The following is a 24,024-nucleotide window of genomic DNA, read 5'->3' on the forward strand; positions in this document are numbered from 1 at the left end:
ATAAATTCTACAAGGGAGGGACAAGAAGAGTGAATAAAAGAAAAAATATAATTCTAATATTAATTGTAATTATTGCTATAGTGAGTACTATTATCCTTATTGGATATGAATCAAGCAAGCAGCTAAAAGGAGCAGAGAAAAGAATTTACAATATATTTAAAGAAGAAGAAAAGTCTGTTAGCACAAACTTTGAAGCTTTCCCTGAAACTACAGAAATTTCAGTAATGTCTTATAATATACATAGAGGCAAGGATTTTGAAGATAAGTATACATTAGAAGAGATTATTAACTATTTAAAAGAAAGTGATGCAGATATAATATGCTTACAAGAAGTGCTATTTTCACATCACACATTAATAAGAGAATCAGGTGGATATAAATCTCAGTACGTTGCAAATATAGATATACCTATTGTATCTACTGGGGTAGCTACATATTCAAAATATCCAATAATAGAGAGTAATCATATTGTATTAAGTAGTAAAACAGAACAAAGAGGAGCACTTCATACCGTTTATAAAATTAATGGAAAATTAGTAAATGTATTAAATCTTCATTTAGGATTAGATAAAAAAGAACGAGAAAAGCAATTAAGAGAAATAGAAGAGTATTGTAGTAATCTAGATGGTGAAATAATTATTGCTGGAGATTTCAATCAAAAGTCTGTAGAGATAGAGAACTTTAGAGATATAGGAAAATATCATGGTTATGGTAATAGAGAGACATTTTTCCCACTAGAATCAAGAATAGATTATATTTTTATGACTACAAAAAATATGTATTCTTCAACTTACAATGTTTTATATACAAAAATATCAGATCATTTTCCTATATTAGCTAAGATAAAATATAAACCAGAAAAAATTGAAGATGATGATTACAATAAAACATTTGAACAAAAATGGTTAGACTTCTTTAAAGAAATAAAAAAATATTAATATATATAGGAAATAGTTCTTAATAGAGGTCGCTGATAGAGGCCTCTATTTTGTTAAAATTTAAGTTATAAAGAGGAATTATGGAACATAAGTTGAATAAATGAAGATAACAAGAAATATTTATTGCTAATATAGATAGAATATTAAACCTATAAACAATAAGTATTTTAAAGTTTTATATGAGTTATATAAAAATGACTAAGAATTTGGGGGGAGAAGTAATGAAAATTTTAGTAACTGGATTTGAGCCATTTGGTGGAGAACCAATTAACCCTGCTCAAGAAGCAGTAAAAAAGCTACCAAGTGAGATAAATGGAGCAGAGATTGTAAAAATAATAATACCAACAGTAAGGGAAAAGTCTCTTCGAGCAATAGAAGAATCTATTCAATTACATAATCCTGATATGGTAATATCAGTTGGACAAGCAGGAGGAAGATTTAATATTACTCCAGAAAGAGTTGCCATTAATGTTGATGATTTTGTAATAAAAGATAATGATGGAAATCAACCAACAGATAAGTTTATTAGAGAAGATGGAGAGATAGCATATATTACAAGTTTACCAGTAAAAGCAATGGTTAAACATATGAATGAAAATGGTGTGCCAGCGTCATTATCTTATACTGCAGGAACTTTTGTGTGTAATCATGTAATGTATGGTGTTTTATATATGATTGATAAGAAGTATCCAAATATAAAAGGTGGATTTATACATATACCTTTCACTACTAGCCAAGTGCTAGATAAAAGAAATATGCCTTATATGTCATTAGATGAAATAACAAAAGGATTAGAATTAGCAATAGAAGCTTGCACAATATACAGTGAAGATTTAAGTGTAATTGGGGGAGCTATATGCTGATTGATGACTTAAAAAAATATTTTGACCATAAACAATTCTTTAAAAATTCAAATGAAAATAGTGAAATAGATGGCTTAAATGGTAAACTGATAATCAAAAATAGTGCAAGTATAGAAGATAAATTAAAAGTGATAAATTTATGTGCTGTTGTTGGATTTTATTGTACAGCGCTCGATTTACCGATAGTAAAAATAGTTAATGATAATGAAGAGATAGGAAAACATGATATTGATATATGTGAATTTGAGTACTTAGATATTCACAAGATATCAAAGGAAGAAAATAATATTGTAAAAGATGGATTAAATACATTATCAGAAATGAATAGCCTTAGAAACGGTTTGTTGATAGATACAGATAACGACTTTTTAGCTGATGAAATAAATGCTCAAATAATAATTTCAGAATATATTTCTAATAGTGAGTTGATTGCATCATGTAATATTGCGACAACTTTAGGTTTGAATAGTTTAGGGTGTAATTTAAATATAGCATCTTCTGAAAATAATGTTATTAATAGTAATAAAGTAAAGATATTTATTGGAAATAAAGCAAAAGATAAATTAAAGATAAATTCTTCTAGTAATATTGTTTATGATAAAAATAATAATAGGATTATTATTGGCGGAAATGATGAGGAAATAATAGATATTTCAAAATTTATTTGTGAAAATTATAACTATATTATTAAGCCTGGAGAAGTAAGTTTAAAAAAATTTGAAGATACTATTAGAAAAAATTTAAGCTATAAAGCTAAAATTTCTAAAAATACAGTATTTGAAAAAGAATACAACTTAAAATGGGAAGTTGATGAAGTAAAACATATTTATAAAAATGAAGTTCTTAATAAATTAAATAATAACGAGAGTATAGAAGTTAAAATTTTAGTAAGTGAAGAAAAAGAAATAAGAGATGAACTTAAAGAATACATTATTTCTACTGCAAAAGGACGAAATATAAATATTTCAAAATGTAGTGTATTGTGTTCATATAAGCAAGGCTTAAGTTGGATTACAGAAGAGATAATACATAAAATCAAAGAAGAGTTAGATTTAGATAATATTAAAAACATTGAAATAAGAAGTAAAGCATTTTTACCAAAAGGGAAAAAAAGTTGGGATGATGAAGATGGTGCAATTCCGAATGTAAGTGCATCTAGCCATGATAATCCAGATAGATATCTAGATCTACCGATTAGATTAGTACAAGAATTATATCCAGTAGATGATTTAATAAGCCAAGAAATAGATATACATAGGGACAATATTAACTTCGAAATAATTGAAAACTTAGATTCTGATTATGAATTTATTGTATTTGATGATAAGAATAATATAATACTTGATGAAAAGTTTGAAGTTAAATACTCTGAAAGACCTTATCTAAATGAATTTACTGGTATAGGAAAGGTGCACCCAAATACAGGATTGCTAGAGATTAAAGTTGACGATAAAGTTGTGTTTACAAAGACAATAAAAACTGATGTAGAAAGAATATGGGATATATATCAAGAAGAAATACTTAAAGAATGTAAAGATTATGTCTTATTAAAAACTAACAATGATCCAAGTGTTGATAAACAACCTTTCTTTGATGTTTTAAAGCTTGACATACAAACTAGTGAACCGGATTATAAATTAAAGGTTAGACAAGATATTATATCTGTGTTAAGTGCTCTTCATGAAGACATATATTTTGTAGGATTAGATTTCTTTAAAACCTTTGGTATGAGAACTATGGGAGAGTCTTTAGACGAGCCAGGTTTAATACTACCAGTTATTAATAAGAGAAATGGACAAGGAACATATATGAAGGCATCTCTTGTAGGGGCAGAAACTGAAGAAATATACAACTTTGAATTAACTCTAAATATTAATGAACTTAATATTAAGAATAATATTATTGATAGAGTATATGCTGATATAAAAACTTCTAAAGAGAACTTTGAAATAATTAAAAATAATCTAGAAGACTTTGAAGATGAAATATCTAAAGAAGAATATAACTTTAATAAACTAATAATAAGATTTGAGGATGATGAAGTAGTATTAGCTAATAAAAATATTTATAAAAATAATGATGAGGTTAAAGATATTAAGGATATAAATATACCTCAAGATAAAGTTATTGGTTATGAAGAGTATATTGAAATAATTAATGAGTTAAAGAAAGTTAACGGAATAAAAGTTTGGAAGGCATCTAGTTCATATCAAAATAGAAATATATATGCTATAGAAATTATAAAACAGTATAAATCAAGTCTTGTTTCTACAGCTAAAGTAATAAATAACAGACCAGTATTACAAATAAATAATAGACACCATGCCAATGAAGTATCTAGCACTAACTCGGCATTCTTACTTTTAGAACAACTACTAACAAAGGAAGAATATAAAAAGTATTTAGAGAAAGTAAATATTGTAATGATTCCTTTTGAAAATGTTGATGGTGGATATATACACTATGAATTACAAAAGGATAACCCGGAGTGGCAATTACATATTGCAAGATTTAATAGTGTAGGAAAAGAGTTCGCTAGGGATTATTTTAAAGAGGATAGTAAGTACACAGAAAGCAGAGCCTTAACAAATCTTTGGTATAAATGGCTTCCTGATATTTTAACAGATAATCACGGTGTGCCAAAACATGAGTGGGATCAACAGTTTTCAGGATATACTTCTCCATGGTTTAAAGGATTCTGGCTTCCAAGAGCATTATTCTATGGCTATTTCTGGTACTTAGACGATGAAAAATATCCAGAAAATAAAATTCTAAGTGAAGCTATGCAAGATAAAATAAGCGACTATATTAATGAAAATAAGGAAATTTCAAGATGGAATGTAGATTGGCAAGATAGGTTTGAGAAATATGCACATAGTTGGATGCCAAAACTATTTCCAGCAAATTACTATAAAGACTTGATTTACTATTGGATACCTTATAAACCTAATAAAGAATCATGGCATGTATCGCATAGATATCCTTGGATAACAGCAGTGGATTGGACAACGGAAGTATCAGATGAAACAGCTCAAGGAGAGTATTTAGAATTATGTAGTTTAACTCATAATCTATCAGACATCGCTACTATAGATATGATGTCAAAGGCTTCATTTGAAAAAAGAAAAGAAGTAATAGAGTCTAATGGAGAAATAATAATTAAAGATGTGAGAATTAGGCCTATACAGGTTTAATATAAACATAATATAAAGGGGGAAGAAGAATGATTAAATTGATAGGAATATTAATTATAGTTGTTGGATTTGCACTTAAGTTTAATGCCATAGCTATAGTTATGAGTGCCGGTATAGTTACTGGATTAGTGGGGGGGATGAGTATAACCGATATACTTACAACACTAGGGGAAACATTTGTGGCAAATAGGAATATGGCTATATTTGTTATGACCATACCAGTTGTAGCAATGCTAGAAAAGAATGGCTTAAAGCAAGTTGCAGAAAATTTAATGAAGAAGATGAAAAAAGCTTCTCCAGGTTTAATTGCAACTGTTTATACCATAGGGAGAGGATTCCTTGCAGCTTTTAATATAAGTTTTGGTGGTGTTGTTGGGTTTATTAGACCAGTAATGAATCCGATGGCTGAAGCATCTGTAGAAAAATTAGGGGTTAAATTAGAGGAAGAAGATAGAGATACGATTAAAGCAATGAACACAGCAGCGGAAAATATAAGTTGGTTCTTTGGACAAGCATTATTCGTTGCAGGATCTGGATTACTACTAGTAATAAGTACTCTTGAACCATTTGGATATGTGGTAGACCCAATTAAAGCAGTAAGAGCAGAAATACCTGTATTTATATTGGCAGTAATCTTTGGTGGAATTTACTTTATGATAATGGATAGAAAGATAATGAAGAAATATAAAGAAAAAGCAGGGGTGAAGTCAAATGGATAGTAAAACACTTTTACTTGAGGTAATGTACATTGTATGTGGCCTTATGGCAGCATATGTAGGAGTTAAAGCTTTAAGAGAAGATGGTAGGGTGAATAAAGTAGGAACAGCAGTGTTCTGGTTCTCTTTAGCAGCATTGTTAGCTCTTGGGAAAATATTACCACCAGTAATAGCAGGGGTGTTAGTAGTATTGATGACTTTACCGCCAATATTTAATAAAATTTCAGCTGGTAAAAACACACCGATACCAGAAGAACATAAACAAAAAATGGCTGCAAAATTTGGTAACAAATTATTTATACCTGCATTATCTATGGGTGTATTCGCTTTAATATTTGGTACTTTTATACCAAGTTTAGGATCTCTTGTAGGTATGGGATTTGGAATAGTAGTAGCAGCTATTATGATATTGATGATGTCTAAAGATAAAGTATCTTCTTTACCTAAAGAAGGTTCTAAAATCTTAGAAGTTGTCGGACCACTATCTATATTACCGCAACTGTTAGCTTCTCTAGGAACAATATTTGCAGCAGCTGGGGTTGGAGAAGTGATTTCATCACTTGTGAGTAATGTAGTGCCAGAAGGAAATATAGTGGTAGCAATTACTATTTATGCAGTTGCAATGGCTTTATTTACAATGATAATGGGAAATGCATTTGCGGCATTCTCTGTTATTACAATAGGTATTGGTATACCGTTTGTTCTTAATTATGGATTAGACCCAAATGTTATAGGGATAGTTGGTCTAACCAGTGGATACTGTGGTACACTTATGACTCCAATGGCAGCAAACTTTAATATGCTTCCGGTTGCTATTTTGGATATAAAAGATAAGTACGCTGTTATTAAAAAACAGGCTCCAATAGGGTTAGCTTTATTAGCTTCTCAAATTGTACTTATGATAATGATGGGGTAGATATGTCGAGTTTTAAAATGTTTACTTATGGTACCTTGATGAAAGGGTATCGAAACTATAAAAAATACTTAGAGGGTCATGTTATTTCTATAAAGGAAGCGTATATTGAAGGAAAATTATATCATCTAGACAATGAAAATTGTCCAGCAGTAGTAGAAGGAAATAGTAAAATTTATGGTCAAGTTTTAGAAATAGTTGATGACGATAATAGATCGATTCAAAAGGCTGTGGATGACTTAGAAAACTATTTTGCCGGCAACGACGAATTAATGTATGATAGAAAATTAAAAATAGTTCATTATGAAGGTGGAGATAGTGAAGAAATCGGAGTTTATATATTTGTGAATAAAAATTATCTTATACAAAACCCTATAACCCCAGTGGAATGCGGAGACTGGAGAATTTATATAGGAGATTAAAAATATAAATTCTAGTTAAGGATAAATTATTTCAAAATAAAAAACTCGTACCTAAATGGTACGAGTTTTTTCTATGCTCTCTCAGAATCGCTTAAAATAATATTGATTGTAACGATTATAAGAGGTACTAATATATATAACATAGCCGTAGCTGCTGAAACTATTCCTGAGTCATTAACTAATAAAGTAATTACGCAACCAATAAAGTTAGCTATAAAGCCTTTGAACATTAATGGATGTTTCTTAGAGACTTCTTTTAGTATATTATATGGTTTAAATGCTAATATTCCAATGGATGCGACACCGATTAAAAGTATATTTACCCAATAACTTGTACTAGCAAGCTTTAAGTTCATAGAGATTTTTCTAGCAAATGTTTCAATAATAGCACTTGGTCCATTTTCAACAATTTGTCTTACAAATAGAGATAAATGAGACTCACTTCCTGAAACCATATCAATAACAATAAATAAAGCTATTACTCCTAAAACGCCTACTCCTATAAAGATTATTTTCTTAAAGTCTATTTTAATATCATATATTAAGAAAATTAAAGTTAAGAAAGCAACAAATTCGGATATTGAGGCACCTACATTAGCACCCATAGATGGTGAAGCTGTAGTTAGTAAAACAAATATTGATAATAAACCTATTAACCAACGTGGTATTTTATTACTTGATAATAGTGCAGTGAATGTAAATAATGCAGCACCTATTACAACACCTTGATATTCATTTCCCATACCATAATATCTAGCTCCTACTATTGCATCATAACTTAATATACTATTTTTCATTAGAGGAGTACCTATTAAACAATCAACAACAACTATAACTAATGTGATACCAGCATAAAATAATATTTGTGTATTATCATCACCTTTAAATATGAATGATCCTAAACTGTATATAACAGCAGTAGTTAAAATGATACCAAGTGTTATTAGTCCAGGTGTGGAGAAGTTATACACTGGAGATATTAAAAATGCTAATGGGAGGATAACTCCAAATTTTAGAATTCCTTTTGTTATAGTAAATATTTTATTTTCATTTTCTTTAGGCAGCATTTTTCTAACTAACACTAATAGCATAGATATTATCCAAGTAATGCTTACTAAAGTAACAAAGAAACTGATTATATTTGTCCTTACATTGGCAATAGAAACAATTTTAGCATAATCATCTTTTATAAAATCTACATTATCGTCTTTTGGTACATAGTTAAAAGACTTTCCTACTGCCTGATCATTCTTCAGTACATAATTACCTAATATATCAGAGCAAATATCTACATTTGCAACGATGCCATCTCTTTTTGTACTTGGAGAATATAATAATCCTTTACCGTCACCATCAAATTTAATTACTGGTGAAAGCCTTCTTTTATTCTGATAGTCTACGTTGCTAGGAAAAGCACTCATAATATAAACTTTATCGTTTTTATTAACTAAATCGAAAACTTGTGTTAAATATGTATTAATATATGAGTAAATATCTTTTCTCATCTTCTTAGTTGTATCATCATTTAAAAAATCTTTATATAAATCCAATCTGTGAGTATCACCTAGCTCAACAAAAACTACATCTGCTTCATTGTAATACTTTTTAGTTTCTTCTATTAATTTCTTGTAGTCAGTTCTTATTCCAAAAGGCATTGAAGTATCTTTAACGTTGACATTGTCAACATTACCTAAATCAATTCTACCGCTATTATCCATAGCTAGTAGACCAATATTTCTATTAAGCTGATCTTGCTCAGTACCAGTGTCTGCATTACCAAGTGCAGCTACTTTGATATTATTATCAGATAGAGTCTGACCAATCGAGCCTAATGTAGCACCGTATTGACCGTTTTGTGTATTATAATTAACTAATCTATTTATACTTAATAAATTTATATCTTTTGGTGAAACATTTGTTGTATTTAAATATAATTCAGTATTATTATCATTTAGATTTGTAAAATCAATTATATCAGTAGAGGATATATTTGCTCTTCTTCCAGCACCTATAGTGGCATATGCACGTTTATCATCGTTACCACCATCTCCCCTAATGTTCATAAGAGCAATATATCCTCGCTTGGATAATTCATCTTTTAATATAGGAATATCATCCATATGCTCTAAGTTGGTTCTATTCATATTTATTACAATAATTTTATCCCTATCTGCAGCAATTACATTTGTAGATGACAAAAATACAATTGTTACTATTAAGAGAATTAATGGTACTATCTTCTTTTTCATTCTTACACCTGCCTTAAAAACTTAATTGTTGTTGTAGTACTAAAAATGTCACTATATCTAAGTATTTCATAAATCATTTTTTATAAACAAAAATATCAAAGATTGTTTTAAAAATCTAATTTTACCATATTATACTACATAATAAAATAGTATCAGAAAATATAGCAAAATTTTGGCAATTATCATCATATTAAAATTATTGAACTATTCTTTAAAAAAGGTACAAGAATTGACTAAAAAAGTGTATGTGAATTTTCATTGGAAGAAATACGAAAAAGTAGTGATATTATAAAATAGTTAAAATATTGACAAAGAAATCCGGTAATAGCTATAATGATATTAGTAATAATTGGGAAAGTGACATTTTAATTAGGGGGTAATTTATATGTTTGAATTTGAAACTAAAGTTAAAGAGATTAAGCACAAAGTATTAGTTGAAGTAGTAAAGTTAGCAAGGGAAGATAATCTTTCTATTGAAGAAATTGAAAAGTTACCATATAAAATAATACCTGGAGATAAAGCGGAGTACAGATGTTGTGTGTATAAGGAAAGAGCAATAATATTAGAAAGGGCTAAGCTAGCATCTGGATATTTAGCAAATGGAGATCATATTGATACAGAGTTTGTCGACATTAGACTAGAAAAGCAAATAATTTATGTAGTTGAAAATGCTTGTGATAAATGTCCAATAAATGAGTTTACAGTTACTCATGCGTGTAGAAATTGTTTAGCTCATAGCTGTAAAGAAGCATGTAAATTTGATGCTATAACATATGTTGCTGGTAGGGCATACATTAACCAAGAAAGATGCAAAGAGTGTGGTATGTGCAAAAGAGCATGTCAATACAATGCAATATCTGAGGTAATGAGACCGTGTAGAAGTAGTTGTCCAACGGGAGCATTAGAAGTAAATAAAGATAGTAGGAATGCAGTAATAAATGAAGATAAATGTGTCAATTGTGGAGTTTGCATGACATCGTGTCCTTTTGGTGCAATAGCAGATAAAAGCTTAATAGTTCCTGTTGCAAAAAGACTTGGAAGAAAAAGAAAGATGTATGCAGTGGTTGCACCTGCAATAACAGGACAGTTTGGACAGGATGTTAGCTTTGGGAAGATAAAAAATGCTATAAAATTATTAGGATTCGAAGAAATGGTTGAGGCGGCATGTGGTGCGGATGTAGTTACGATAAATGAAAGTAAAGAGTTTATAGATAGAATGGAAGTGGGAGATAGCTACATGACAAACTCTTGTTGTCCAGGATTTTTAAGTTACATAGAAAAAATATTCCCAGACCAAGTAGATAGAATTTCTCATACCGTATCACCAATGATTGCAACGGCAAGATATATAAAAGTTCAAGATCCGGAAGCTAAGGTTGTATTTATTGGACCATGCACAGCAAAGAAAAATGAGGCAGTAAGAGAAGAATTGATAAATGATGTAGATTATGTTTTAACATTTGAAGAGTTAATAGCTTTATTTGAAGGATTTGATATAAATTTATTTGAATGTGAAGATGAAATTGTAGACGATGCTTCAATATTTGGAAGAGGTTTTGGAGCAGCGGGAGGTTTAACTACAGCTATAGAGAAGTTTATTGATGAAGAACAATTAGAATGTGAGTTCAAACCAATAAAAGTATCTGGTGGAATAGAAGCTAAGAAAATAATGTCTATGGCAAAAGTAGGTAGATTAAATGGTAATTTTATTGAAGGTATGATGTGTGAAGGTGGATGTATTAATGGTGCAGGTATAATAAAGTCAGGTCCTAAGGCTAAGTCAGCATTTAGTAAAATAAATATGAGTAATACATCAGACTTAATACTTTCAAATAGTAAAATTAAAGAATTTAATAATGTTAATTTAGAAAGAAAATTACATTCGAATAGTTTGGATTAGATATTAAATTATAAATATTTATAAAATTCAAAAATAATAAGCGTATCGCAAATTAAGTGATACGCTCATTTTATACTATAATTTGTAATTAAATTATATTTTCCTGTATTAAAAAAACGTTTTTGTTGGTTTTTACAAAAAAATGTGGTATAATTGTTATGTGCAAAAGATTTTTATGCATAAAAACAAAAGGGGGGAAGCAACATGAAAAATCTTGTACAAAAATGGAATAATATTAGTCTTGTAATAAGGATAATTATTGGTCTAATAGTAGGTATAGTCTTAGCAATGACAATACCTGATATTGTGTCACCAATAGCAATGTTTGGTTCACTATTCGTTGGAGCTTTAAAGGGTGTGGCTCCAGTATTAGTATTTTTCTTAGTAATAGCAGCTATATCACAACATAAAGAAGGTCAAAAGACAAATATGAAATCAATCATATTCTTATATCTTCTTGGTACACTGTTAGCGGGGATAGTAGCAGTTATAGGAAGTTTCATGTTCCCAGTTAAGTTAACATTAGTTGCGGGAGTAGAAAATGTAGCACCTCCAGGGGGAGTAGGAGAAGTATTAACTACTTTATTAATGAATATAGTAGACAACCCAATAAACGCTTTATCAAGAGCTAATTACATCGGGATATTAGCTTGGGCTTTAGTTATTGGTCTTGCACTTAAAAATGCAAGTAGTACTACTAAGGATATAATAGTTAATATATCGGATGCAATATCACAAGTTGTTAAGTGGGTTATAAACTTTGCACCATTCGGAATAATGGGATTAGTATTTGATACTATAGCTACTCAAGGAATAGAATCATTATTAAGCTATGGACAACTGATAGTATTATTAGTTGGATGTATGGCATTCGTTGCTCTTGTAGTAAATCCAATTATAACATTTATTGCGATACGCAAAAATCCATATCCATTAGTTCTTAAGTGTTTAAGAGACAGTGGATTAACAGCATTCTTCACTCGTAGTTCAGCTGCAAACATACCTGTTAATATGGGATTATGTAAAGAATTAGGATTAAATAAAGACACATATTCAGTTTCAATACCACTTGGAGCAACAATAAACATGGGTGGAGCTGCAATAACAATATCAGTATTAACTTTAGCGGCAGCTCATACTTTAGATATTCCAGTAGATATTCCAACTGCTATAATACTAAGTATATTATCAGCTGTAAGTGCTTGCGGAGCTTCAGGAGTTGCTGGAGGGTCTTTATTATTAGTACCTCTTGCATGTAGTTTATTTGGTATACCAAATGAAATAGCAATGCAAGTTGTTGGTGTTGGATTTGTAGTAGGAGTTATACAAGACTCTTGTGAAACAGCACTTAACTCTTCAACAGATGTTCTTTACACTGCTGTAGCAGAATTTGGAAAAGAACGTAAAGAAAAAGATCAAAAAGTAGCAAGTTAGTTAGTAATTAATATATTTAATTTTTTCCAATAAATTTAAAAAGAGGAGCATTTGCTCCTCTTTTTTTTGAATATTATTGACTAGTTGGTCTATAAATGGTAATATTTATATTATCGACCATATAGTCTATTAAGGAGGGTGTTATGAATGGAAAAGAAATTAAAGCAGAGATAAGTAGAGAGAAAATAATAAAAGTTGCTTTAGAAGAGTTTGTTCAATATGGGTATAAGGGGGCATCTACCAATTCCATATGTAAAAATGCTAGAGTCTCAAAGGGATTGTTATATCATTATTATCCATCTAAAGAAAACCTTTACTTATCGGTACTAGAAAATGCTATAAATGATTTTAAAAATAATATTAACATTAAAATAATTCCCAAGGAGAAAAAAGGTATTGAATATATAAGTGAGTATTTTGATATGAAATTTAAATATTTTACGGAAAATCCACTTTACTCAAAGTTTATTCCAGGTTCAATACTTACTAATGATTTAGAGGAAGCTAAATTATTAGTTAAAGATTTTGAAGAATACAACAATAGTCTAATTTATGAAGTTTTAAAAAGTATAGATATTAACCCAAAATTTGATGTTGAAAAAGCTTTTGAGTTAATTCTAATCGTTGGAGAGAAGTTAGAAGAAAAGCATATTAAAAATATTGAAAATTCAAGTGTTGAGATCGCCATAGATGAATTTAGAAAAGACCATAAGCTTATGATAGAGATGGTATTTGAAGGAATAGATAATAAATAGGGGGGGATTATTTTGCTTAAAAATATGATTTTATTAATATTATTTACATGTTTAGCTTTTTTAGTTGGAAAGTTAGTCTCTAAAATTCAGCTTCCATCAATCCTGGGGTGGCTAATTACTGGAATGATAATTGGACCCCATGCTTTTAATTTTATGAATAGCAGTATTATGGATGCACAGTGGTACCATATTCTATGCAATATAAGTGAAGTATTAGTTGGTATGTTAATAGGTAGCGAATTAATACTTAGAGAATTGAAAAAATCAGGGAAACAGATAATTACGATTTGTATTTTTGAAGGCATGATGGCATTTCTTATTGTTTCTATTGCGTTCTTTATATTAACAGACATACCTGTAGGTATTGCACTAATATTTGGAGCTATAGCTCTTGCTACAGCGCCTGCTCCGTCATTATCAATTGTAAAGGAGTATAATGCAAAAGGTAGCGTATCAAAAACTTTAATTCCACTTGCTGCATTAGATGATATATTAGCTGTACTAGTATTCTTTTTAGTTATAGGCTTTGTATCTGGAAGTATGACTGGCGAAAGTGTAAACGTGATAAACATATTGTTAATGATAATAGTGCCAATATTAATTGGAATGTGTACTGGATTTATAGGAGCTAAAATTCTTAATAAAGAAGTATCTAAAGGTAATACAATATTTAAGATAGGAATACTAGTGATATGTACAGTAATAATTGGGAACTTCGCAAATAAATTTGTGTCAGTTAATTTACTTTTATCTGGTATTTCATTTGCAGCAATGATAGCTAATATGGTAGAGGAAGAGAGACTCCACTCTATACTAAAAGATATTAACCCAATAATAGGAATAGGATTAATAGTTATGGTAGTAAATCTAGGAGCGCCTCTTGACTATAGTTTAATATTTGGAGCTGGTTCGTTAACATTTATTTATATATTATTTAGAGCAATAGGAAAGATAGGAGGAGCCTATATAGGAGGGAAAGTTTCTAAAGCAGATAAAAATGTTTCTAAATATTTAGGTTTTACTTTACTTCCACACTCTGGAGTATCATTAATATTTACAGGTATTGCTGTATCAGCTTTAGCCCCGTTTGTTCCAGAATATGCAACTATGATACAAGGTACAATAGCAGCAGCTGCAGTAATAAATGAAATAATTGCGGTTTTCTTAGCTAAACAGGCTTTTAAGATGGCAGGAGAGATAAGTCAGAATGATGGAGAAAATTTAGAAGAAAACTATATCAATGTTTAGCAATTGACATATATCTCATAATCAATTAAGACATAAAAATAATAATAATAATATCTATAATAGGATATAAATATCTTAAGTTACAAGTTTTCTATAATTATCAAATTTTTCTTAACAAAACTTATTTAAATAAGTGTGTGTAGGAAAAATTATAAGTTAGGAAATACCTTTAAGGATTGTAATATTGAAGAAAGTAGCAGGTTTAATATTAAACCTGCTACTTTTTTTATAAAAAATGTTGAACATTTATTAGTGTTGTTATATATTATATATAACATATATATATTATATAAAAATAATAATTGTGGAGGTTGGGTATGTTAGAAATAAGAAATTTGTCAAAATCATATAAAAATAAAAAAGCAATAAATAATGTTTCTTTTACTATAAAAGAGGGTGAAATCTTTGGATTTATAGGTCACAATGGGGCAGGCAAGACTACAACAATAAAAGCTATGGTAGGAATACATGACTTTGAAGAAGGAGAAATACTAGTAAATTCAAAATCTATAAAAAAATATCCAATAGAGTGTAAAAAAGAGATAGCCTATATACCAGATAATCCAGATTTATACGAATCTTTAACAGGTATATCATATCTTAATTTTATTTCTGATATTTTTAAAGTATCAAAAAAAGAGAGAGAAGAAAGAATTGAATACTATGCAAGATTATTTGAATTAGAAAGAGCATTAGGAGACCTAATATCATCTTATTCTCATGGAATGAAGCAAAAGCTTGCAATAATATCTGCTTTAGTTCATAATCCCAAAATATTAATACTGGATGAACCTTTTGTTGGTCTTGATCCTAAAGCATCATATATATTAAAAGAAATAATGAAAGAGTTTTGTGAAAAAGGTGGATGTATATTCTTCTCAACACATGTTCTAGAAGTTGCTGAAAAAATATGCGATAAAATAGCAATTATTAAAGGTGGTTCTATATTAGCTTATGGAAGTACTGAAGAAGTAAAAGGAGATGGCACGTTAGAAAATATATTTATGGAGTTGATAGATAATGAGTAATCTAGGATTATTACTAAAAACTAATATTATAAATGAATTTGGTATAAATAAACTTAAAAATAGTGATAAAGAAGATAGAAAAAAATTAATAGGAACTATGATGTTAGTTATTGTTGGAGTAAGTGCATTATTATACTACTTATTCACAATGTGCTTTTTATTCTCAGATTTTTTATTAGAAACAAATTCTATGGAACTACTTTTAGTGATAGGATTTATGGGTAGTGTTTTATTTACATTATTTACTTCGTTGTATAAAGCATCTTCTTACTTATTTGAGGCAAAAGACTACGATATGCTAATTTCTTTACCTTTAAAAGAATCTACAATATTAGCTAGTAAAATATTTATGATGATATTTTCAAATTATATCATGTCTTTACCTTTTATATTAATACCAGGTATTGTTTATTTTACTAAGGTAGACACATCAGTATTTTATTTTCCATTATTAATAATTACTTTTTTAGTAGTACCTTTAATACCAATAGTATTATCTTCTATTGTTTCATTTATAATAGGTAATATTTCTTCAAAACTGAAATATAAGAACCTTGTTATGATTGTGGGGAGCATAATATTATTAATAGCATATATGCTACTAGTTATGAGAATGGAAGAGGTAATAAATAATATAATAGCAAATAGTACTTCAATTATGAATGCAATAATTAATATTTATCCACCGGCATATTACTTTGTTGATACACTTAAAAATAATAGTATAACCTCATTAGTAATATACTTATTGTTGTCTATAGTTCCATTTACAATATTTGTTTATATATTTGCTAGAAGTTTTAAAAAAATAAATTCAAGAATGAATGAAAAATATAGAGCTAACAGCTTTAAATTAGGGAAGCTTCAAACATCTTCTCCATTAAAGGCATTAGTAAAGAAAGAGATATCAAGGTATTTTTCTTCTTATATCTATGTGCTAAATACTTCATTTGGAGTAATAATGTTACTTGTAGGTACACTAGGTATATTAATATTTGGAATGGATAACATTAATGCGATGCTTGAGCTAAATATAGATATGAACTTATTAAAGCCACAAATTACATTAATAATTATGTTTATACTTGCAACCACATGTACAACATATTGTTCTATATCATTTGAAGGGAAAAACTTATGGATTTTGAAGTCACTACCTATAGATGAATTAGATATATTTAAAGCTAAGATATCATTGAATTTACTTTTAAATGCTCCAATTACAATAGTTAGCTTTATTTTATTAGCAATAAATCTAAAGTTTGATACTCAATTTATAATAATAATGGTTTGTACTATTGCTTCTATGTCTATACTAGTTGCAGTAGCCGGATTATTGATAAATCTTCATTTTCCTAACTTTGACTGGAAAAACGAAGTAGCTGTAGTTAAGAGAAGTATAGGAATAATGGTAGTATTATTTGGAAGTATGATATATGTGGGAATGTTTGCTTTAATATATTATTATTTAAAAATGCCTAATATAAATGTACTCTTATTAATCTTTGCTATAATAACAATATTATTTGATATAGTAATATGGAAGATTACTAAGAGCAAAGGTGTTAAGCTATTTAAGGCACTTTAAGCTAAAATTAAGAAGGCTATCTTAAAATTGTTTGTTAACCAATATAAGGTTATTATTAACAGTTCTTAAGATAGCTTTTTATATTATTAAACATAAAGATATGAACTTTATTTTAGATATATAGAATTATAAATCGAAATTTGTAATTATTCTTAATGTTAAAATCTAAAGATAACTATTCCAAAAAAATTACATATGGTATATTATGTATTAACGTAAAAAAATATTAGGAGAACAAATATGAGAGGACTAACAAAGAAAGAGAAAACATTAATTCAGTATGGATTTTTACTGCTCTTAATAGGTTTAACAATATATTTAGTATCAACAACATTAGATTTAAAAATAATACCTAAGATAATTAAAATGGTTGATATAAAATTTATTATACTGGGAATCTTACTTGTTGTGGCATATATATGTATAGAGTCTATAGTATTAAAATTAATAATAAATTCTATACAAAAAACACCAGTGAGATTTATAGGAATAAAGCTAACAACGATGGGTATGTATTATAACTTAGTAACACCATTTGCTTCGGGAAGTCAACCTATGCAAGTATATACACTTATGAAGTATGATATTAATTTTAGTAAAGCAATGGCTATTGTTACCAATAAAACTGTTTTATATCAAAGTATAGTAACAATTTATAGTGCTATTTTAGTATTATTCAATTTGAAGCTATTAAGTAGTGAAATGCCATCTATAATGCTTCTTGTTACAGTAGGAATAATTATGAATATAACCCTTTTATTAGGAGGTTTATTTATAATTATTAGTCCAACTAATGTAAAATCAATATTAGGTTATATTGTTAATTTCTTAGTTAAATTTAAGATTTTTAATTTTCTAGAAAGTAAAAGAGATAATATTAGTAATTATGTAAATGAATTTAATTTTTCTATAAGAGTTTTTATAAAAGATAAAAAGGCTTTGTTTATATCTACAATAATGACTATAGTTCAATTGACTGTGTTTTTCAGCTTAGTATATTGTGTTTATAAAGCATTTGGATTAAGTGGTACACACTATTTAAAGCTAATTACATTACAAGTTTTCTTATATATGTCAATATCCCCTATACCAACTCCGGGGAATGTTGGAGCTAATGAACTAGTATTTTTAACTATTTTTAAAGATATTTTCCCTAAATATTTAATCGGTTATAGTGTATTTTTATATTCAGGTTTTGTGTATTATTTTATAATTATTATTTGTGGGATACTTACAATAAGAACTCATTATCAAATTAGTAAAAGAGATAAGAAGATAGCAGGAGCTTCAAGAGAAGATATTAATATATATAAAATTTAATATTGAAAATTAAATTTAATAAAAAACAGGAATATTTTAACTAATATTCCTGTTTTTTATTTTTAAATAATAAATGAGCTATTATAATCATTTATAAAAAATATTATGATTTGAAATAAATAAAAGGCTAATTAGCGTAATTTGATTAAAAAAATATAAATAATATCATAATAGTAATGAAATATTTATTGAAAGTAATATATAAATTAGAAAAAACTTATAGTTGTAAAAGTGTTATATATGGACAACTTAAGAGTAAGTACAAAATAAAAGAAAGGAAGATATCATGAAAAATAAAAAGCAAGATTTAGATAACAACAAAGAAATAAATAAACTTCTTAAAGAAAACAACACTAGAATGGAGATAGCAAAAGAAATTGCTTCTAATAAAAAAGTAGCAGATATATTAGGAGATAGATTAGCTAAGAAAAAACATTTTCCTCCATGCTAAAAATTTAATATAAGTTAGAGGAGTGAAGCAGATGACAGAAAATAGATTTAGAAAAGGACCTTATGATGATGCGCTACAATTTGCAAAAGATATTTTAAGTAGTAGTTCCTCTATGGATGAAATAATGGTAAATGCAGGAATAGAAGAAGAAACAATTGAAGAAATGGAAGATAGATTAAGTAAACAGTAAAAATGTTAAAAGTATATTAAAGTGTGACTAGTAAGTCACACTTTTTTTTCTTTTACATATATAAAAAGTAGCTATTCTTTATATAAAAGTTAGTAATTCTTAATGAATTTAGTATGGGGAGATGTTATTATGGAGGGATCTATACACACAATTGCAAGTAATAATATTCTAATAATTTTTGCTATAGTTGTAATCACTGGAATTATATGTAGCAAATTAAGTGAACTGCTAAAGGTTCCTGATGTTGTTTTATTTTTACTTGTAGGAATACTTATAGGGCCGTCTTTTTTTGACTTTATAGATATAAGTCAATATCAAGTTGAAAATCAACTTATTTTAACATTTGGATCGGCGTTTATTTTGTATCTTGGAGGTAAAGAAATAAGTTTAAAGGTTTTAAAAAATGTAAAAGTATCTGTATTTCTATTATCTAGTGTAGGAGTATTGATTTCAGCTTTTATAGTTATGAAAGTAGTAGGTTTATCTTTTGAGGTTAGTTCAATGACTGCATTATTGATTGGATCAATAATTGCTTCTACAGATCCAGCAACACTAGTGCCAATATTTAACCAAGTAAAGATAAATGACAAAGTTAAGCAAACTGTCATAAGTGAATCGGCATTTAATGATGCAACAGGTGCAATACTTACATCAGCAGTTCTTTCAATAATATTATCAGGAAGGTTTTCTCTTTCGGAAAATATATACAGTCTTGCTACGATGGTTATTGTTGGATTAGTAATCGGTCTTATAACAGGGGTTACATTGTTAAAATTGGTTACAGATAAGCCTTATGGTATATTTAAAGACTATGCTCCTATTATATCCATAGTATCAGTTATAATAGCATATGAACTTTCCACAAAGTTAGGAGGAAGTGGTTATATGTCTTGCTTTATTGTAGGGATTGTAACTGGAAATAAAAAGAATTTTAAGGTATGGTTGACTCAAAAATCATATGATGCAGATTGTAATGTTGTTGAAACGTTGGGAACCATATGTAGGATGGCAATATTTATTATTTTAGGTAGTCAGGTTGATATTAATATATTGTCAAAGTACTTTGTACCTTCGATAATAGTAGTATTAGCATTTATGTTTATAGCTCGACCTATATGCGTTTTAGTTTGTACTATTGCTGATAGAAAAGCAAAATGGACATTTAAAGAACTTATTTTTATGATGTGGGTTAGAGAAACTGGAGTAATACCAGCAGCACTTTGTGGGATAATTTCAGCAATGAAGATTAATGGATATGAGATGATTTCATCTATTGTATTTATGGCTATTTTAATTACCCTTGTTGTTCAGGGAAGCACAACGAAGTTGGTTGCCAAAAAATTAGATTTATTAGAAGAAGAAGTTTTATCTAAATAGATTATAAAAATTATTATTATGATTAAGACATTAAAGTTATCTTATAATATGTTATTAAACATTGATAGATAGTAACTTTAATGTCTTTTTTACGTTTAATTTTATTAAAAAAAGTTTTGATACAAAGTATTCTAAATGCTAGACAATATAAGCTAATATAAGATATTATTTGTATAATAAAATCAAATACTTTTTAGAAGGGACAAAAAGTCATATGGGGAAATTATTAATAATAGTAAGTACAATGCTAGTAATTATTACTATTGTAGGATATAAGAATATTAATAACAGAAAGCTGATACATCGTATTAAAGATACTTTTAAAGATATAAATCAGATATACATAGAGTTATTAATGAAAAAAGGTAAAGTTCTAAAAGAAATTCATGTATGGATATTTGTTGTAGCTGAGATATTTGTTGTAATGATGGTTATAAGATTTGGAATAAAAAATGTATTAGGAGATAAAACAATAATTTCAGCGTTTTTTACAATGTTAGGAATTATAATTACTTTAATAGTTATACATTTAGCAATAGGGTATATTTTATTATTAACATCAGGTATCCAAAAATTTATTGGAAATGTTGAAGATGAATATTTAAAAAATAATCTTATAGTAAGTTATTTTATTTTAAGTACATATTTTACAGTATTCTTATTTGATTCAAGTCAATTTGACAGTGTGCACTTTATTGCTTTAATAGGGTTATTAATATCATACACATTAAACTTCAAGGTTTTAATAAAAATTATTAAAAATCCAAGACATGTAAAAAGTAAAAATCAAGATCAAAGTATTAGTAGAGGAATAATTATTATTACAATACTGCTACTAGTAATGATAATATTAAATTTATATATGGCTACATGTATAATAAATCAAGCATATCCTGGTGCTTTTAGCAACAACCCAACAAGTTTTGATTTATTCTACTATACAATAATAACATTTACTACAATAGGTTATGGTGACATTGTACCTGTAACTATTCCTGCAAAAACAATAAGTATGTTAATTGCATTTACAAGTGTAGTTTGCATTACTATATTTTTAAGCACTGTATTATCATATAGAGACGAATAAGCTAATAACTGAATAATATAAAATCACCTGTTAATAATCTATAAATAAACTAATATTTAGAGGTGAAGCCATGATAAGAGATAGGAAAGTAAAAGAACCTATAGTTGCGATTACAAAAGCACGTAGTGAAGGAAATTCGTTAAAGAAAGCACTAGATTTATTACCAATAAATAAGATAATTAGTGAAGGAGACACTGTAGTAATAACTCCAAATTGGGTTAATGATAATGGTCCAGAAACTGGAGCAACAGTAGGTCCTAAGACTTTAAAGGTATTAATTAATTATATTAAAGAAAAAAAACCATCAAAAGTTTACATAGCAACAGGCTCAGGTAGAGAAGAGACAAAAGATGTGATGGAAAGAGTAGGATACCTTAAAGTAATAGAAGAAGAAAAGGTTGAATTTATTGATATGAATTACGGTCCATATGTTGACTTAGAACTGAATCATACAATAATAAAATCAACTCCAATAAATAAGGTGATTAATGAGGCTGATGTAATAATATCATTTACTCAATTAAAACAGCATGAGGAAGCAACAGTAACTGCTAGCATAAAAAATATAGCTATGGGTTGGCCACCTGCTGAAATACATGGGCATCCAAAAAAAGAAACAGGTATTCATGAAGATTTACATGGTTTTATTAGATGCTTTGCAAATCATGTTCCTATAGATTTAGCAATAGTAAGTTGTGATAAAGCAATGATAGGAACTGGTCCATCTGATGGGAAAAGTGTAGATACTCCAGGTTTGATAATAGCATCTACGGACCCTGTTGCAGCTGATGCAATAGGAGCTAGATTTTTAGGATTCTTGCCACAAGCAGTATGTTATCTATATGGACTTTATAAAGATGGGCTAGGTGAAGCTAGAGTAGAGAGAATAGATATAAAAGGTCTTGATATACAAGAAGGAGAAAAAATATTTAGTAAAGCAGCTTATAATAAGAAAGATGTAGTTGTAGACAGAGATAAAATTAAGGATATTCACGGAGAGTAGTAATAATTATACAGTGTACGATTTATTATTTGTGGGTAATGTATTAAAAAAAATATAGCATAATAGATAACCAATATATAAATCTATTATGCTATATTTTACTTTTTTGTAATTCTTCTTTTTACTCTTTTGCTTCTTGATGGTGATCGTACAAAAACATCTTCTGTAACTTCAGATAATGTGGTGTCATTTTCTAATTTAGCTTTACAAGCTATACGTACTTCAGAAGCTAGGGCGATTTCTTCACCTAAGGAAATTAGAAAAGATCCTAAGATACCTAGAGCTTCATCATCTTCAATTTCTTGTGAGATTATAGCTGCAAAAATTGATACCAAAATAATATATTGATTAGCTATACTATTACAATAATTTATTGAATCATATTTTGAATTATAAGAACGAGGCTTGTTATCAGACATACTCCCTCCATATAATTAATTGATAATTAATAATATGTTTGCTAATAGCAATAATATGATATTTTTTTATCTCCAAACAAATTATAATGGTTAAATATTTAGTATAACTCACAGAACTAAGTTATATAAGAAATATATACAGTACATGGAAAATAAAACAAATTCTTTTAGCAATATTGAGTTTATTAACTCAATAGTATATAATTATTAAGTAAACTTAATGAGACAGTTCGTAAACCTCCTGTCTATAAACAAAACTACGGTAAATACGATTATATTTATTTTATTTTTGTGGACAATACCGTGGCAATGCTACGGTATTTTTTTAATGTTAAAGATATGGAGAAAATAGAGTTGTTATATAAGTTTTTGTAAATAATAAGGTATTATGATAGTATTTTTAGGAGGTCAACATGAGAAAAAACAACAAAAAAATAGCAGTTACAGCTGTTGTTGCCGCATTATATGCAGCACTAACACTAGCTTTAGGATTTATAAGTTATGGACAAGTACAATTTAGATTAGCGGAGGTAATGATATTACTACCTTTTATAAGCAAAGAGTATATATTAGGTCTAACATTAGGATGTTTCTTGGCAAATGTTATAGGACCATATGGCGTACCAGATATAATATTTGGAACACTGGCTACATTTATAAGCGCATATATGGTATACTTAACATCTAAATTGATGCCAGGTAAAAAATCATCATTAATAATAGCATCAATTTGGCCAACAATAGTAAATGCATTAGTAATAGGAACTATGTTAAATAAGTTTTTTGGAGTTCCTTTAGTTTTAGGAATTTTACAGGTAGGTTTTGGTCAATTTGTGATAATAACTATACTTGGAGTTCCTTTATTTAATGTTTTTATAAAAAAATACGGGAATATGCTTAAGAATGCATTTTAATTAATGCATTTAATA

Annotated in this window: 21 protein-coding genes; 19 read left to right on the forward strand and 2 right to left on the reverse strand. The window is 28.2% G+C overall.

Annotation, left to right across the window (positions count from 1 at the left end; genetic code table 11):
* Positions 1-29: 29 nt before the first annotated feature.
* The 6 genes from ACI48P_RS06670 (at position 30) to ACI48P_RS06695 (ending at position 7,046) form a co-directional block, all read left to right on the forward strand.
* A complete protein-coding gene (locus ACI48P_RS06670; protein WP_475214703.1) occupies positions 30-938 on the forward strand; it encodes an endonuclease/exonuclease/phosphatase family protein in 909 nt (302 codons plus the stop codon).
* A gap of 221 nt (positions 939-1,159) precedes the next feature.
* The gene (gene pcp / locus ACI48P_RS06675) at positions 1,160-1,801 is read left to right on the forward strand and encodes a pyroglutamyl-peptidase I (RefSeq protein ID WP_475214704.1); all 642 of its coding nucleotides are present in this window, start codon (positions 1,160-1,162) and stop codon (positions 1,799-1,801) included.
* Positions 1,795-4,995 carry a M14 family metallopeptidase gene (locus ACI48P_RS06680; RefSeq protein ID WP_475214705.1) on the forward strand — a complete coding sequence of 1,067 codons (3,201 nt, stop codon included), beginning with the start codon at positions 1,795-1,797 and terminating at the stop codon, positions 4,993-4,995. The genes pcp and ACI48P_RS06680 overlap by 7 nt, the downstream gene beginning before the upstream one ends.
* Before the next feature lie 29 nt (positions 4,996-5,024).
* On the forward strand, positions 5,025-5,714 hold the full coding sequence (locus ACI48P_RS06685) for a DUF969 domain-containing protein (RefSeq protein ID WP_475214706.1): 690 nt from the start codon (positions 5,025-5,027) through the stop codon (positions 5,712-5,714).
* Complete coding sequence (locus ACI48P_RS06690; protein WP_475214707.1) at positions 5,707-6,627, forward strand: DUF979 domain-containing protein; 921 nt, start codon at positions 5,707-5,709, stop codon at positions 6,625-6,627. Before ACI48P_RS06685 ends, ACI48P_RS06690 begins: the two co-directional genes overlap by 8 nt.
* Positions 6,628-6,629: 2 nt before the next feature.
* Positions 6,630-7,046: a gamma-glutamylcyclotransferase family protein gene (locus ACI48P_RS06695; protein WP_475214708.1), complete on the forward strand. Its 417-nt coding sequence runs from the start codon at positions 6,630-6,632 to the stop codon at positions 7,044-7,046.
* A 71-nt stretch (positions 7,047-7,117) separates the two neighbouring features.
* On the opposite strand, the gene ACI48P_RS06700 is transcribed toward ACI48P_RS06695, so the two are convergent.
* Positions 7,118-9,295, reverse strand: a complete 2,178-nt coding sequence (locus tag ACI48P_RS06700) for a hypothetical protein (RefSeq protein ID WP_475214709.1) — start codon at positions 9,293-9,295, stop codon at positions 7,118-7,120.
* A gap of 385 nt (positions 9,296-9,680) precedes the next feature.
* On the opposite strand from ACI48P_RS06700, the gene ACI48P_RS06705 reads away from it, so the two are divergent.
* The 12 genes from ACI48P_RS06705 to ACI48P_RS06760 all read left to right on the forward strand — a co-directional run bounded on the left by ACI48P_RS06705 (position 9,681) and on the right by ACI48P_RS06760 (position 22,676).
* Positions 9,681-11,195: a 4Fe-4S dicluster domain-containing protein gene (locus ACI48P_RS06705; RefSeq protein WP_475214710.1), complete on the forward strand. Its 1,515-nt coding sequence runs from the start codon at positions 9,681-9,683 to the stop codon at positions 11,193-11,195.
* A gap of 204 nt (positions 11,196-11,399) precedes the next feature.
* On the forward strand, positions 11,400-12,629 hold the full coding sequence (sstT, locus tag ACI48P_RS06710) for a serine/threonine transporter SstT (RefSeq protein ID WP_475214711.1): 1,230 nt from the start codon (positions 11,400-11,402) through the stop codon (positions 12,627-12,629).
* Positions 12,630-12,772: 143 nt separating this feature from the next.
* On the forward strand, positions 12,773-13,384 hold the full coding sequence (locus ACI48P_RS06715; protein WP_475214712.1) for a TetR/AcrR family transcriptional regulator: 612 nt from the start codon (positions 12,773-12,775) through the stop codon (positions 13,382-13,384).
* 12 nt (positions 13,385-13,396) lie between these two features.
* Positions 13,397-14,632, forward strand: coding sequence for a cation:proton antiporter (locus ACI48P_RS06720; protein ID WP_475214713.1), 1,236 nt, complete (start codon positions 13,397-13,399; stop codon positions 14,630-14,632).
* Between the two features lie 317 nt (positions 14,633-14,949).
* A complete protein-coding gene (locus tag ACI48P_RS06725) occupies positions 14,950-15,660 on the forward strand; it encodes an ABC transporter ATP-binding protein (RefSeq protein ID WP_475214714.1) in 711 nt (236 codons plus the stop codon).
* Positions 15,653-17,248, forward strand: coding sequence for a putative ABC transporter permease subunit (locus ACI48P_RS06730; protein WP_475214715.1), 1,596 nt, complete (start codon positions 15,653-15,655; stop codon positions 17,246-17,248). The genes ACI48P_RS06725 and ACI48P_RS06730 overlap by 8 nt, the downstream gene beginning before the upstream one ends.
* A 240-nt stretch (positions 17,249-17,488) precedes the next feature.
* Positions 17,489-18,568, forward strand: a complete 1,080-nt coding sequence (locus ACI48P_RS06735; protein ID WP_475214716.1) for a lysylphosphatidylglycerol synthase transmembrane domain-containing protein — start codon at positions 17,489-17,491, stop codon at positions 18,566-18,568.
* A gap of 286 nt (positions 18,569-18,854) precedes the next feature.
* Positions 18,855-19,019, forward strand: a complete 165-nt coding sequence (locus ACI48P_RS06740) for a hypothetical protein (protein ID WP_475214717.1) — start codon at positions 18,855-18,857, stop codon at positions 19,017-19,019.
* Between the two features lie 31 nt (positions 19,020-19,050).
* On the forward strand, positions 19,051-19,209 hold the full coding sequence (locus tag ACI48P_RS06745) for a hypothetical protein (RefSeq protein WP_475214718.1): 159 nt from the start codon (positions 19,051-19,053) through the stop codon (positions 19,207-19,209).
* 129 nt (positions 19,210-19,338) lie between these two features.
* Positions 19,339-20,586 carry a cation:proton antiporter gene (locus ACI48P_RS06750; RefSeq protein ID WP_475214719.1) on the forward strand — a complete coding sequence of 416 codons (1,248 nt, stop codon included), beginning with the start codon at positions 19,339-19,341 and terminating at the stop codon, positions 20,584-20,586.
* A gap of 214 nt (positions 20,587-20,800) precedes the next feature.
* Entirely contained in the window at positions 20,801-21,673 is an 873-nt protein-coding gene (locus tag ACI48P_RS06755) for a potassium channel family protein (protein WP_475214720.1), read from the forward strand.
* 70 nt (positions 21,674-21,743) lie between these two features.
* Positions 21,744-22,676 (forward strand): DUF362 domain-containing protein, encoded by a 933-nt coding sequence (locus ACI48P_RS06760; RefSeq protein ID WP_475214721.1) that lies wholly within the window; start codon positions 21,744-21,746, stop codon positions 22,674-22,676.
* 98 nt (positions 22,677-22,774) lie between these two features.
* Here ACI48P_RS06760 and ACI48P_RS06765 read toward each other — a convergent pair whose 3' ends face one another.
* Entirely contained in the window at positions 22,775-23,095 is a 321-nt protein-coding gene (locus tag ACI48P_RS06765) for a hypothetical protein (protein ID WP_475214722.1), read from the reverse strand.
* A 413-nt stretch (positions 23,096-23,508) separates the two neighbouring features.
* Between ACI48P_RS06765 and ACI48P_RS06770 the strand changes: the two genes are divergently transcribed.
* Positions 23,509-24,009 (forward strand): QueT transporter family protein, encoded by a 501-nt coding sequence (locus ACI48P_RS06770; RefSeq protein ID WP_475214723.1) that lies wholly within the window; start codon positions 23,509-23,511, stop codon positions 24,007-24,009.
* The last annotated feature ends 15 nt before the right edge of the window (positions 24,010-24,024 follow it).

This window comes from Romboutsia sp. LXY-2 (assembly GCF_056171995.1).

What these genes read in the sequence shown, in the direction of transcription:
- pcp (WP_475214704.1), top strand. Translation starts at nt 1,160, where the DNA reads ATGAAAATTTTAGTAACTGGATTTGAGCCATTTGGTGGAGAACCAATT.
- ACI48P_RS06705 (WP_475214710.1), top strand. Translation starts at nt 9,681, where the DNA reads ATGTTTGAATTTGAAACTAAAGTTAAAGAGATTAAGCACAAAGTATTA.
- ACI48P_RS06765 (WP_475214722.1), bottom strand. Translation starts at nt 23,095, where the DNA reads ATGTCTGATAACAAGCCTCGTTCTTATAATTCAAAATATGATTCAATA.
- ACI48P_RS06685 (WP_475214706.1), top strand. Translation starts at nt 5,025, where the DNA reads ATGATTAAATTGATAGGAATATTAATTATAGTTGTTGGATTTGCACTT.
- ACI48P_RS06760 (WP_475214721.1), top strand. Translation starts at nt 21,744, where the DNA reads ATGATAAGAGATAGGAAAGTAAAAGAACCTATAGTTGCGATTACAAAA.
- ACI48P_RS06700 (WP_475214709.1), bottom strand. Translation starts at nt 9,295, where the DNA reads ATGAAAAAGAAGATAGTACCATTAATTCTCTTAATAGTAACAATTGTA.
- ACI48P_RS06750 (WP_475214719.1), top strand. Translation starts at nt 19,339, where the DNA reads ATGGAGGGATCTATACACACAATTGCAAGTAATAATATTCTAATAATT.
- ACI48P_RS06695 (WP_475214708.1), top strand. Translation starts at nt 6,630, where the DNA reads ATGTCGAGTTTTAAAATGTTTACTTATGGTACCTTGATGAAAGGGTAT.
- ACI48P_RS06735 (WP_475214716.1), top strand. Translation starts at nt 17,489, where the DNA reads ATGAGAGGACTAACAAAGAAAGAGAAAACATTAATTCAGTATGGATTT.
- ACI48P_RS06755 (WP_475214720.1), top strand. Translation starts at nt 20,801, where the DNA reads ATGGGGAAATTATTAATAATAGTAAGTACAATGCTAGTAATTATTACT.
- sstT (WP_475214711.1), top strand. Translation starts at nt 11,400, where the DNA reads ATGAAAAATCTTGTACAAAAATGGAATAATATTAGTCTTGTAATAAGG.
- ACI48P_RS06740 (WP_475214717.1), top strand. Translation starts at nt 18,855, where the DNA reads ATGAAAAATAAAAAGCAAGATTTAGATAACAACAAAGAAATAAATAAA.
- ACI48P_RS06690 (WP_475214707.1), top strand. Translation starts at nt 5,707, where the DNA reads ATGGATAGTAAAACACTTTTACTTGAGGTAATGTACATTGTATGTGGC.
- ACI48P_RS06745 (WP_475214718.1), top strand. Translation starts at nt 19,051, where the DNA reads ATGACAGAAAATAGATTTAGAAAAGGACCTTATGATGATGCGCTACAA.
- ACI48P_RS06715 (WP_475214712.1), top strand. Translation starts at nt 12,773, where the DNA reads ATGAATGGAAAAGAAATTAAAGCAGAGATAAGTAGAGAGAAAATAATA.
- ACI48P_RS06725 (WP_475214714.1), top strand. Translation starts at nt 14,950, where the DNA reads ATGTTAGAAATAAGAAATTTGTCAAAATCATATAAAAATAAAAAAGCA.
- ACI48P_RS06680 (WP_475214705.1), top strand. Translation starts at nt 1,795, where the DNA reads ATGCTGATTGATGACTTAAAAAAATATTTTGACCATAAACAATTCTTT.
- ACI48P_RS06770 (WP_475214723.1), top strand. Translation starts at nt 23,509, where the DNA reads ATGAGAAAAAACAACAAAAAAATAGCAGTTACAGCTGTTGTTGCCGCA.
- ACI48P_RS06730 (WP_475214715.1), top strand. Translation starts at nt 15,653, where the DNA reads ATGAGTAATCTAGGATTATTACTAAAAACTAATATTATAAATGAATTT.